The organism is Methylobacterium sp. WSM2598 (assembly GCF_000379105.1).
GTDB lineage: Bacteria > Pseudomonadota > Alphaproteobacteria > Rhizobiales > Beijerinckiaceae > Methylobacterium.
In genome coordinates this window covers 1,918,648-1,930,458 of sequence record NZ_KB900609.1, presented here as the reverse complement: position 1 = coordinate 1,930,458, position 11,811 = coordinate 1,918,648, and the positions used below count along the sequence as shown (strand labels likewise).

The 11,811-nt window shown below is 71.5% G+C and carries 9 protein-coding genes; 6 read left to right on the top strand and 3 right to left on the bottom strand.

All coding sequences use genetic code 11. The features are described 5' to 3' along the window. Nucleotides 1–45: 45 nt before the first annotated feature. The 6 genes from MET2598_RS0109025 (at nt 46) to MET2598_RS0109000 (ending at nt 7,920) form a co-directional block, all read left to right on the top strand. Complete coding sequence (locus MET2598_RS0109025; protein ID WP_012332761.1) at nt 46–1,362, top strand: ABC transporter substrate-binding protein; 1,317 nt, start codon at nt 46–48, stop codon at nt 1,360–1,362. A gap of 194 nt (nt 1,363–1,556) precedes the next feature. Continuing rightward, nucleotides 1,557–2,897, top strand: coding sequence for an MFS family transporter (locus MET2598_RS0109020; RefSeq protein WP_012332762.1), 1,341 nt, complete (start codon nt 1,557–1,559; stop codon nt 2,895–2,897). Between the two features lie 64 nt (nt 2,898–2,961). Then, entirely contained in the window at nt 2,962–3,234 is a 273-nt protein-coding gene (locus MET2598_RS0109015) for a hypothetical protein (protein ID WP_018260601.1), read from the top strand. Nucleotides 3,235–3,651: 417 nt separating this feature from the next. After that, a complete protein-coding gene (gene acs / locus MET2598_RS0109010; protein ID WP_012332764.1) occupies nt 3,652–5,601 on the top strand; it encodes an acetate--CoA ligase in 1,950 nt (649 codons plus the stop codon). 322 nt (nt 5,602–5,923) lie between these two features. After that, nucleotides 5,924–6,232 (top strand): DUF485 domain-containing protein, encoded by a 309-nt coding sequence (locus MET2598_RS0109005; protein WP_012332765.1) that lies wholly within the window; start codon nt 5,924–5,926, stop codon nt 6,230–6,232. Continuing rightward, on the top strand, nt 6,229–7,920 hold the full coding sequence (locus tag MET2598_RS0109000) for a cation acetate symporter (RefSeq protein WP_012332766.1): 1,692 nt from the start codon (nt 6,229–6,231) through the stop codon (nt 7,918–7,920). Before MET2598_RS0109005 ends, MET2598_RS0109000 begins: the two co-directional genes overlap by 4 nt. Nucleotides 7,921–8,059: 139 nt before the next feature. Here the strand turns inward: MET2598_RS0109000 and MET2598_RS0108995 are convergent, their stop codons facing one another. From MET2598_RS0108995 to MET2598_RS0108985, 3 genes are all read right to left on the bottom strand, one after another. Next, a complete protein-coding gene (locus MET2598_RS0108995; RefSeq protein WP_018260600.1) occupies nt 8,060–9,580 on the bottom strand; it encodes an undecaprenyl-phosphate glucose phosphotransferase in 1,521 nt (506 codons plus the stop codon). Between the two features lie 101 nt (nt 9,581–9,681). After that, entirely contained in the window at nt 9,682–11,088 is a 1,407-nt protein-coding gene (locus MET2598_RS0108990) for a glycosyltransferase family 4 protein (protein ID WP_012332768.1), read from the bottom strand. A gap of 142 nt (nt 11,089–11,230) precedes the next feature. Then, the gene (locus MET2598_RS0108985) at nt 11,231–11,803 is read right to left on the bottom strand and encodes a polysaccharide biosynthesis/export family protein (protein ID WP_012332769.1); all 573 of its coding nucleotides are present in this window, start codon (nt 11,801–11,803) and stop codon (nt 11,231–11,233) included. Between the last annotated feature and the right edge of the window lie 8 nt (nt 11,804–11,811).

Here is an 11,811-nt window from a genome sequence, read left to right as displayed (position 1 = left end):
GTGCAGTGCGGCAAAGCTCGCCCGCTGCCGCAAGGGACCTGCGTCATGCCGCTCCGCCCGCTGCGCCCCCTCCTCGCCGGCCTCCTTGTCGGCCTCCTCGCCGCCGCGCCGCTCCCGGCCGCCGCCGAGGGCGTGGCGATCGCCCTGCTCACGGAGCGCACCGGGCCCGCCGCGGCCACCGGGATCCCGCTGGCCAACGGCTTCGCCGACTACCTGACGATGCTCAACCAGCGCGACGGGGGCCTCGGCGGGCAGCGGGTGACGGTCACGGAATGCGAGACCGGCGGCAACCTGGAGCGGGGCCTCGCCTGCTACGAGGAGGCCCGGCGGGCCGGCGCCGTCGCGATCAATCCCGGCGGGGTCGACCTCGCCCTCGCCCTGCTCGGCCGGAGCGCCGCCGACCGCATCCCCCTCGTCTCGGTCCCGGCCGGCCCGGCGCTCGCGGCGGCCGGCCAGCGCTTCCCCTACGCCTTCGCGCCCCCGGCCACCGCCTGGGACGGGCTCACGGTCGCCCTCGCCTTCCTGACCAACGCCCCGGAGGGGCTGGAGGGGCGGCGCGTCGCCTACCTGCACCGGGACACGCCGGCCGGCCGCGACCCCGTGCCGGTGATGGAGGGGCTGGCCGGGGAACTGGGTTTCAGCCTGCGCAGCTACGCCCTGCCCGAGCCGCCGGAGGGCGCCGGCATCTGGCGCGGCGTCAAGGCCGCCTCCCCCGACATCCTGATCCTCGACGGCTCGGCCGGGCTCGCGGGCGATCCGGTCGGGGACGCCCGCGCGGCCGGGATCCCGCTCAATCGCGTCATCGCGCTCGGCAGCCCGAGCGCCGAGGCCCTGCGCCAGGCCGGTCCCGCCGCGCGGGGCTTCCGCGAGATCACTTGGCACGCGGCGACCGACAGCTTCCCGGCCTTCGACCAGATCGACCTCCTGGCCATCGATGCCGGCCTCTCGCGCACGGAGAAGGACGAGGCGACGGGCCTGCTCTACAACCGGGGCGTCTACGCGGCCGTGGTCACGGCGGAGGGGATCCGCAACGCGCAGCGCCGCGCCAGGGGCGAGCCCCTCGACGGCGACGCGGTCCGGCGCGGGCTCGAAGCGGTCCAGATCGACGGGGCGCGCTGGAAGGAACTCGGCCTGACCGGCTTCGCGGCGACCCTGCGGCTGTCCTGCGGCGACCATAGCGGGCACCTCGCGGGCCTCGTCCTGGAGTGGAACGGCGCCAAGTGGGTTCAGGTCAGCGACAAGATCGCCCCCCTGCGCCAGCGCCTGCGGCCGCGCCTGGAGGCCGCCGCCCGGGCCTTCGTCGAGGGCGCGGCCGCGGGCGGGCCCTGGCCGGAGCGGCCCGAACCCTGCGAGCGCTCGTGAGGCGCCCGGCGGCGGGGCCGGTCCCGACGCGCCGCCAACGAGGCGGCGGGACGCGGCCGCGCCGCTGATTCGGCCCGGGCGCCGCGCGAGGGCTGCACCGCCGCGCAAAAGCCGCTATGGCTCCGAGCGCCGCGTCCCGGGCGTCTTCCCGCGAGACCGGGCCGCGGCCCAGAATCGGAGGACTCGCCCCCGCGATGACAACCACATTCCGCGCCGCCCCCGACGCCCTCGCGTCGCAGAATCCGACCATCGCCGCCTTCGACACCAGGGCCCGCATCCGCGCCATCATCGGCTCGTCCTCGGGCAACTTGGTCGAGTGGTACGATTTCTACGCCTATGCGTTCACGGCGATCTACTTCAAGGACGCGTTCTTCCCCGGCGCCGACCCGACCGTCCAGCTCATCAACACCGCGGCGGTCTTCGCCATCGGCTTCCTGATGCGGCCGATCGGCGGCTGGCTGTTCGGGCGCATCGCCGACCGGCTGGGGCGCAAGAACTCCATGCTGATCTCCGTGCTGATGATGTGCCTCGGCTCGCTGATCATCGCGGTGCTGCCGACCTACGGGCAGATCGGGCTCCTCGCCCCGGTCCTGCTGCTCCTCGCCCGCATGGCGCAGGGGCTCTCGGTGGGGGGCGAGTACGGCACCAGCGCCACCTACATGAGCGAGGTCGCCCTGAAGGGGCGGCGCGGCTTCTACGGCTCCTTCCAGTACGTCACGCTGATCGGGGGCCAGCTCCTCGCCTCGCTGGTGGTCGTGCTGGTCACCCTCGGACTCTCCGACCGCGAGATGAGCGCCTGGGGCTGGCGCATCCCCTTCCTCATCGGCGCCCTCGCGGCGGTCGTGGCGCTCTACCTGCGGCGCTCCCTGCACGAGACCTCGACCGCCGAGACGCGCGGGGCGCAGGAGGCCGGCAGCGTCCGGGCACTCTGGCAGCACCACCGCCGCGCCTTCCTGACGGTGCTCGGCTACACCGCCGGCGGCTCGCTCATCTTCTACACCTTCACCACCTACATGCAGAAGTATCTCGTCAACACCGCCCACATGGACAAGAAGACCGCGAACTACGTCATGACCGCGGTGCTCTTCACCTACATGGTGGTGCAGCCGCTGTTCGGGATGTTCGCCGACCGGTTCGGGCGCAAGACCGCGATGCTGATCTTCGGCGCGTCCACCACGGCGCTGACGGTGCCGCTGCTGCACGCGATCGGCGGCACCACGGACCCGTTCCTCGCCTACGCGCTGATCACGGCGGCGCTGCTCTGCGTCTCCTTCTACACCTCGATCAGCGGGCTGGTGAAGGCGGAGATGTTCCCGGCCGAGGTGCGGGCGCTCGGCGTCGGCCTGTCCTACGCCATCGCCAACGCGCTGTTCGGCGGCTCGGCGGAATTCGTGGCCCTCTCCTTCAAGGATTGGGGCGTGGAGACGTGGTTCTTCTGGTACGTGACGCTCATGTGCGCGATCGCCTTCCTGACCTCGCTGCAGATGCCCGACAGCCGCCGCTCCGGATACCTTCAGGGCGACGGCACCGCCTGAACCGGGGCCGGGGCAGGGCGTTGACCCGGCGGGATCTCCGCTCACCAGCACAAAGGATCGCGCGATGCGCCTCCCCCGCCTCCTCGCCCTCGGGTTGCTCGCCGCCACCCTCGGCGCCGGGCCGCTCGCCGCTCAGAATGCCGATCCGGGCGCGCCCGGACCGGGCGCCGCCCCGGCGGAGCCCGGATCGACCGGCACCGTCAACCGCAACGTCACGGCGACCGGGCAGACCAAGCCGCCCGGCCGCGCCGCCGCCCCGCGCGAGGCCAACCAGCCCGACCGGGTGAAGGAGCTCAACCGCAAGGTGGATACCGGCATCTGCATCGGCTGCGACTGATCCGACATCCGACGGATTGCTTCGCCATGCGGATTTCGGCGTCGCTCAAACGCCGCGCGGGCGTGTCAGACGACATCCGACGGATTGCTTCGCAATGCGGATGTCGGCTTCGCTCAAACGCCGCGCGGGCTCGTCATCCGCTGTCCGGACGATCACGTCCGGACGGCGTCTGATACAGGTCAAGGCCGCGGCCGGCGTGGCCGTGCCAGGGAGGGAAGCGACGGTGCGGGAAGGCGCGCTCCCGGGAGCGGTCGGCCCCGCGCCGCGCCAAGCGGCCGGCCCTGCAACGCGGCTCATCCGAAAGGCGTTAGACGGAAGAATCCGTTGCAGGCCGGCCGCTCGCGGGATTAACACCTAAGCACAAGCACCGGACTCCGAAACGAACGGTCCGGCTAAGGTGAAGAGAGGGAGAGCGCCATGACTCAACGGATCGTCGCGGTGCCGGCCGCCGTCAAGGAGCGGGCATATATCGATGAGGCCAAGTATCGCGCTTGGTATGAGGCTTCGATTAACGATCCCGAAGGATTCTGGCGCGAGCACGGCAAGCGGATCGACTGGTTCAAGCCCTACACCAAGGTGAAGGAGACCGATTTCGGTCCGGGCAACGTCTCGATCCGCTGGTTCGCGGACGGCGTCACCAACGTCGCGCACAATTGCATCGACCGCCACCTGGCCACGCGCGGTGATCAGGTCGCGATCATCTGGGAGGGCGACGATCCCTCCGAGTCCCGCAGCATCACCTACCGCGAACTGCACGCGGAGGTCTGCCGGATGGCGAACGTCCTGCGCAACCGCGGCGTCGGCAAGGGCGACCGGGTCACCATCTACTTGCCGATGATTCCCGAGGCGGCCTTCGCCATGCTGGCCTGCGCGCGGCTCGGCGCCATCCACTCGATCGTCTTCGGCGGCTTCTCGCCCGATTCGCTCGCCGGCCGCATCGAGGGCTGCGCCTCCAAGCTGGTGATCACCGCGGACGAGGGCCTGCGCGGCGGCCGCAAGGTGCCGCTCAAGGCCAATGTCGACGCGGCGATCCAGCGCCTGCCGCGGGACAGCGTCGACCACGTCATCGTGGTGCGCCGCACCGGCGGCAGCGTCGCCATGGAGGCGGGGCGCGACGTCTACTACGACGACGCCGCCCGCGAGGTCACCGACGAGTGCCCCGTGGAGCACGTCGAGGCCGAGCACCCGCTCTTCCTGCTCTACACGTCGGGCTCGACCGGCCAGCCGAAGGGCGTCGTCCACACCACCGGCGGCTACCTCGTCTACGCCTCGATGACGCACCAATACGTCTTCGACTATCACGAGGGCGAGGTCTACTGGTGCACGGCCGATGTCGGCTGGGTGACGGGCCATTCCTACATCGTGTACGGGCCGCTCGCGAACGGCGCCACGACCCTGATGTTCGAGGGCATCCCGACCTACCCCTCGGTCTCCCGGTTCTGGGACGTGGTCGACAAGCACAAGGTCAACATCTTCTACACCGCCCCGACCGCCATCCGCTCCCTGATGGGCGCGGGCGAGGAGCCGGTGAAGAAGGCCTCGCGGTCGACGCTGCGCGTCCTCGGCTCGGTCGGCGAGCCGATCAACCCCGAGGCCTGGGAATGGTACTACCGGGTCGTCGGCGACGAGCGCTGCCCGATCGTCGACACGTGGTGGCAGACCGAGACCGGCGGCATCCTGATCTCGCCGCTGCCCGGGGCCACCGCCCTCAAGCCCGGCTCGGCCACCCAGCCCTTCTTCGGCGTCAAGCCGGTGGTGGTGGACGGCGACAACAAGGTGCTGGAGGGCGCCTGCGAGGGCAACCTCTGCCTCGCCGATTCCTGGCCGGGCCAGATGCGCACCGTCTGGGGCGACCACGAGCGCTTCGTGCAGACCTACTTCTCGACCTTCCCGGGCCGCTACTTCTCGGGCGACGGCTGCCGCCGCGACGAGGACGGCTACTACTGGATCACGGGCCGGGTCGACGACGTCATCAACGTCTCGGGCCACCGCATGGGCACGGCCGAGGTGGAATCCTCGCTGGTGGCGCATCCGAAAGTCTCGGAAGCCGCGGTGGTGGGCTATCCCCACAGCCTCAAGGGCCAGGGCATCTACGCCTACGTCACCCTGATGAACGGCGAGGAGCCGACCGAGGCGCTGCGCAAGGAACTGGTCGCCTGGGTGCGCAAGGATATCGGGCCGATCGCCTCGCCGGACCTGATCCAGTTCGCCCCCGGCCTGCCCAAGACCCGCTCGGGCAAGATCATGCGCCGCATCCTGCGCAAGATCGCCGAGGACGACTTCTCCTCGCTGGGCGACACCTCGACCCTCGCCGATCCCGGCGTGGTCGACGACCTGATCGAGAACCGGCAGAACCGCGCCGGCTGAGGTCGCCCCGCCCGCGGCGAGCGCTCGCCGCGGGCAAGGCGCGATCGCAGATCGTCACGTCAAGCTTGGCCACGAGAATCGCTCAATCCGCTACAACCTTCGTCGGATTGAGCGATTTTTCAGACTATCCGCCCTGGTCAACAGGTCTGAATTCAGCCAAACGCGGTGGCGGGCCGCACCCGCCGCGCCGGGTGCGGCTTTCTGTTTGCACGCGACAGCGATCAGTTCATTCTACCGGCAATGACAGCGCCCGACCCGACGGATTCGTCTGGCGGGACCGGTCGCGCCATGCGCGCCGCAACACTCACGGGAGGTCGTCACCATGTCCGGACCGGACACAACGCGTATCCTCAACAATCCGAAGTTCCGCGAGCTGGTGGCCGAGCGGACGCGCTTCGGCTGGCTGCTCTCGGCCATCATGCTGGGGATCTATCTCGGCTTCGTGCTCCTCGTGGCCTTCGCCAAGGGTTTCCTGGCGATGAAGATCGGGGCGGGCGTGACCTCGCTCGGCATCCTGCTCGGCGTGGCCGTGATCGTCTCGGCCTTCGTGCTGACCGGCATCTACGTCCAGCGCGCGAACGGCCGCTTCGACGACCTCACCCGCGACCTCAACCGGGAGCTCGCCCGATGATTCGCCTGCGCCTCCCCGCCCTCGCGGCCCTCGCGCTCCTCGCCGCCGCCACCGCCGCGAGCGCGGCGGGTCCCGACCTCGGCGCGGTCCAGAAGCAGAACCTGAACTGGTCCGCCATCGGCATGTTCCTGCTGTTCGTGCTCGGCACGCTCGGCATCACCTACCGGGCCGCCGCGCAGACCCGCTCGGCCGCCGACTTCTACGCGGCGGGCGGCGGCATCTCGGCCGGCCAGAACGCGCTCGCCATCGCGGGCGACTACATGTCGGCGGCCTCGTTCCTGGGCATCTCGGGCCTGGTGTTCTCGTCGGGCTTCGACGGGCTGATCTACTCGATCGGCTTCCTGGTCGGCTGGCCGATCGTGCTGTTCCTGATCGCCGAGCGGCTGCGCAACCTCGGCAAGTTCACCTTCGCGGACGTGGCCTCGTTCCGCCTCGACCAGACCCAGATCCGGGTCCTGTCGGCCACCGGCACCCTGGTGGTGGTCGCCTTCTACCTGATCGCCCAGATGGTCGGCGCCGGCAAATTGATCCAGCTCCTGTTCGGCCTCGACTACCTCTACGCGGTGGTGCTGGTCGGCATCCTGATGATCGTCTACGTCGCCTTCGGCGGCATGAAGGCGACGACCTGGGTGCAGATCATCAAGGCCTGCCTGCTGCTGGCGGGCGCGACCTTCATGGCCCTGGCGGTGCTGTGGCGCTACGGCTTCAACCCGGAAGCCCTGTTCGCCGCGGCGGTCAAGGAGCATCCCAAGCACGACGCCATCATGGCGCCGGGCGGCCTCGTCAGCGACCCGATCTCGGCCATCTCGCTCGGCATCGGCCTGATGTTCGGCACCGCCGGCCTGCCCCACATCCTGATGCGGTTCTTCACCGTCTCGGACGCGCAGGCGGCCCGCAAGTCGGTGTTCTACGCGACCGGCCTGATCGCCTACTTCTACATCCTGACCTTCATCATCGGGTTCGGGGCGATCACCTTCCTGATGAACGATCCCTCCTACTTCAAGGCGGGGGCGGACGGCGCCTACGACCGCATCGCCGGGCTGATCGGCGGCACCAACATGGCGGCGGTCCACCTCGCCAACGCCACCGGGGGCGCGCTCTTCCTCGGCTTCATCTCGGCGGTGGCCTTCGCGACCATCCTGGCGGTGGTGGCGGGCCTGACCCTGGCGGGCGCCTCGGCGGTGAGCCACGACCTCTACGCGCAGGTCATCGCCCGCGGCCGGACCTCCGAGCAGAAGGAGGTGCGCCTGTCGAAGCTCTCCGCCGTGGTGATCGGCGTCGTGGCGATCGTGCTCGGCTACGTCTTCGAGAACCAGAACGTCGCCTTCATGGTCGGCCTCGCCTTCGCGGTGGCGGCGAGCTGCAACTTCCCGGTCCTGGCGATGTCGATCCTGTGGAAGGGCACGACCACCACCGGCGCCCTGGTCGGGGGCCTCGTCGGCCTGATCACCGCGGTGGCGATGGTGGTGCTGTCGAAGGCGGTCTGGGTCTCGACCCTGGGCTACTCCACGGCCCTGTTCCCCTACGACAACCCGGCCCTGTTCTCGATGCCGATCGCCTTCCTGGTGATCTGGGCGGTGTCGAAGGCCGACGCCAGCGCCCGGGCGCGCCGCGAGCGCGACAGCTTCGAGGCCCAGTACGTGCGCTCGGAGACCGGCATCGGGGCCGCCACCGCCCACGCCCATTGAGGGCCCGGCCCCTCCCCGCCCGGGCGGCGGCGAGGGGCCGCCCGGTGACGCGGATGGCGGGGTCGGCCCGATGAACGGGTCCGCTCCCGCCTCCGTCCCTCGCCCGGGAGCCACGCCCCCGCGCGACACGCCCTCCGCTTCAGTAGGCGTTCTCGGTCTTGAGCAGGGCGAACGGCGTCATCGCCAGGATCTGCAGGTCGAAGAACACCGACCAGTTCTCGATGTAGTAGAGGTCGTGCTCGACGCGGCGCTGGATCTTCTCGCTCGTGTCGGTCTCGCCGCGCCAGCCGTTGATCTGGGCCCAGCCGGTCAGGCCGGGCTTGACCTTGTGGCGGGCGAAGTAGCCGTCGACGACCTGGTCGTAGAGCGTGTTGGCGGCCTTGGCCTGGAGCGCGTGCGGGCGCGGGCCGACCAGCGACAGGTCGCCCTTGAGCACGTTGAACAGCTGCGGCAGCTCGTCGAGGGAGGTCTTGCGGATGAAGCGCCCGACCGGCGTCACCCTGGGATCGCCCCTGGTCACCAGCCGGGCCGCCCCGGCGTCGCTCTGGTCGACGTACATCGAGCGGAACTTGTAGACCTCGATCAGCTCGTTGTTGAAGCCGTAGCGCTTCTGCCGGAACAGCACCGGCCCCTTCGAGGTCAGCTTCACCGCGAGCGCCACCGCCAGCATGATCGGCGCGAAGGCGACCAGCATCAGGCCGCCGACGGTGCGGTCGAACATGGCCTTCACCACCACGTCCCAGTCGGCGATCGGCTTGTCGAACAGGTCGAGCACCGGCACGGAGCCGAGATAGGAGTAGCTGCGCGGGCGCAGGCGCAGCTTGCTGGCATGGGCCGAGAGGCGGATGTCGATCGGCAGCACCCAGAGCTTGGACAGCATCTGCAGGATGCGCGCCTCGGCGGAGATCGGCAGGGTGAAGATGATGAGGTCGAGCCGGGTGTTGCGCGCGTAGGCGACGAGGTCGCTCACCGTGCCGAGCTTGGGGTAGCCGGCGACGACGTCCGAGGAGCGCCCGTCCGAGCGGTCGTCGAACACGCCGACGATCTTGACGCCGGAATCCGGCTGCCACTCCAGCGCCTTGATCAGCGCCTCGGCGGGCTCCCCGCCGCCCACGATCGCGGTGCGGCGGTCGAAGCGGCCCTGCCGCATCTGGTCGCTCACCGCGATCGACAGGGCGAGCCGCCCGCCGAGCAGGAGCACCAGTCCGGCCATGTAGTACGCGCCGAGCCACAGGCGCGAGTACTGGTCGCCGAGCTTGGCGAAGAACAGCACGGTCGCGGCGAGCAGGAAGACGAGGGACCAGCCGAGGGCCACCCGCAGGCCGAACTGGAAGAAGGCCCGGAAGGCGCGGATCCCGTAGGAGCCGGCGACCTGCTGCACCGCGAGGTTGAGCGCGGCGAGGCCGAATATCGCCGCCAGATAGCCGAGATGCAGCGGCACCAGGCCGTGCAGCACCGCGAGCTGCGCGGCGATGCCGGTCGCGGCGACGAGGCCGAACTCCGCCGCGCGCACGCAGCCCGTCAGCACCACGAGCGAGAGCGGCCCGCCCTTGCGCGGCGGCACGAGATTCTCGGCCGGCGGCATCGCCGCCCGGCTGCCGGCCTCGCCCGGCTGGGCGGCGGCCGACTTGAGAATGTCGCGGACGTCGAACGCAGTCATCTCGCGCCTCACGGATGCGCCTTCCTCGGCGGCACGATCACGGGCCGGGGGCCGATCGCGCGCCCCCGCGCGCATTCTCCGGTGGGGCCGTCACGGAAGCCTTAACGCGCTCCCGCCCGGCGCGGCGCCTCGGCGGTCCCCGGGAGGTCCCGCGCGCGGACGGCGTCCGCCGCGCAGGCGGCGTCCGCCGCGCAGGCGGCATCCGCCGCGCAGGCGGCGTCCGCCGCCCGGTCGGGCGGGGCGGATTCCCCCGCCTCCCGGGCCTCGGCCGCCGGGCCGCGCGCGTCGCGGGCCGCGCGGTAGCCGGCGAGGATCCCCTCGGCCATCCGCTGCATCGAGAAGCGGGTGCGGATGAAGGCGCTGAGGCCCGCCGCCTCGTCGCGCCGCTCCGCGGCCGGCTGGTCCAGCTTGCGCAGCAGCGCCCCGGCCAGCGCCTCGACGTCCCGCGGCGGGACCAGGGCGCCCGAGGCCGGGCCGAAGATCTCCGGGATGCCGCCGACATTGGTCGCCACGAGGGGCTGGGCGGCGGCGGCGGCCTCCAGCACCACGTAGGGCAGCGACTCGGCGAAGGACGGCACGACCATGATCGTCCCGCGGGACAGGGCGGAGCGGATCGGCTGGGGCGGCTCGAAGCGGACGACGTCCTCGAGCCCGAGCGACCGGACCCGCTGGCGCAGGGCGGCCTCGTCGGGGCCGGAGCCGACGACGAGCAGCGTCAGCCGCCGCCCGAGGGCGTGGCGGATGCGCGCGAGGGCATCGAACAGCACGGGCACGCCCTTCGCGTCGCGCAACTCGCCGATGTAGACGAAGTCGCACGGCTCGGCGGCGGGCGCGATCGGGGCGAATTCCGCCGCGTCGATGCCGTTCTGCACGACCCGCACGAGGCGGTCCGTCTCGCCCACGTAGGCGGCGTAGCGGCCCGCGATGTAGGCGCTCTCGAACAGGAAGACGTCGGTGCGGCGCGTCAGCCCCCCCTCGGCCGCCATGTAGAGGCGGTGCAGGACCGTGCCGGGCTTGTAATTGAAGCTGCCGCCGTGGGGCGTGTAGGCCCGGACCGGGTCCGGCACGCGGCGCGGGGTCACGACGAGGCGGGCGAAGAGGCCTCCCTTCGAGCCGTGGCCGTGCAGCACCGTCGGGGCGAGGCGGCCGACGACGCCGTGCAGGCGGGCGAGGGCGGCGAGGTCGAGCGGGTGCGGGTTGCGCCGCATCGGCACCCGGGTGAGGCCCAGCGCGAGCGCGGGCGCGATCTCGCCGAGCACGGCGGCGGCCCGCTCGCCGCCCGTGCTCGCGTCGCAGAACAGCCCGACCGCGTGGCCGGCCGCGATCTGCAGGCGCGCCACGTCCATCACGTGCCGGAACAGCCCGCCCACCGGGGCGCGGAACACGTGCAGGATGCGCTCGGGCGAGGCGGGCTCGCCCCGCAGCGGGGCCGCGGCCGCGGCCGGATCGGCGGAACGGAGTTGGGGGACGGCCACGAACCTCTCCCGGACGGCGGCGCGGCCGGTCATCCGCCCGGGACGGGCGAGCGGACCCCGCGCCTGCCCGTCTTGGCCGAGTCTTCGTCGCCGGGCCGTTAAGCGCCGGCGGCGGCCCGGGCGACGCCTCGGACCGTGGTTAAGGTCGCGTGTGGAGGATGGCGCCGCGCCCGCCTCAGAACCAGCGCTCCTTGATCAGGATCGTATCCCCCGGGCGGACCGGATAGGTGAGCGGCACGATGCCGGAGACCGGCCCGTCGCGGGTCTGGCGGGTCAGCACCGCGTAGTCGCGCGCCGCCCGCGGCCCGAACCCGGCCGCGATCGCCACGGCCGTCTCGACCGTCATCCCGTTCACGTAGGGGTACTGGCCCGAGGTCGTGACCTCGCCGAGGATGAAGAACGGCCGGTAGAGGTCGATCTCCACGGTCACGTGCGGCTCGCGGACGTAGCCGTCGCGCAGCCGCGCCTCGATCGCCCGCGCCGCCTGCAGCGTGGTCCCGCCCCCGACCGCGACCGGGCCGATCAGCGGCATGATGATCCGCCCCGCCCCGTCCACCATGTAGAGGTTCGACAGGTTGTCCTGCCCGAACACGATCACCCGCAGCCGGTCGCCGGCCGCGAGCGGGTACTGCGTCCCGATCGACCCGGTGGCGGTCGCGTCGAGGTACTCGGTCCGGTACTCGGGATGCATGCAGCCGCCGAGCGCCAGCGTGGCCGCGAGACCGGTCAGAAGAACGCGTCGATTCATTGCTCTCG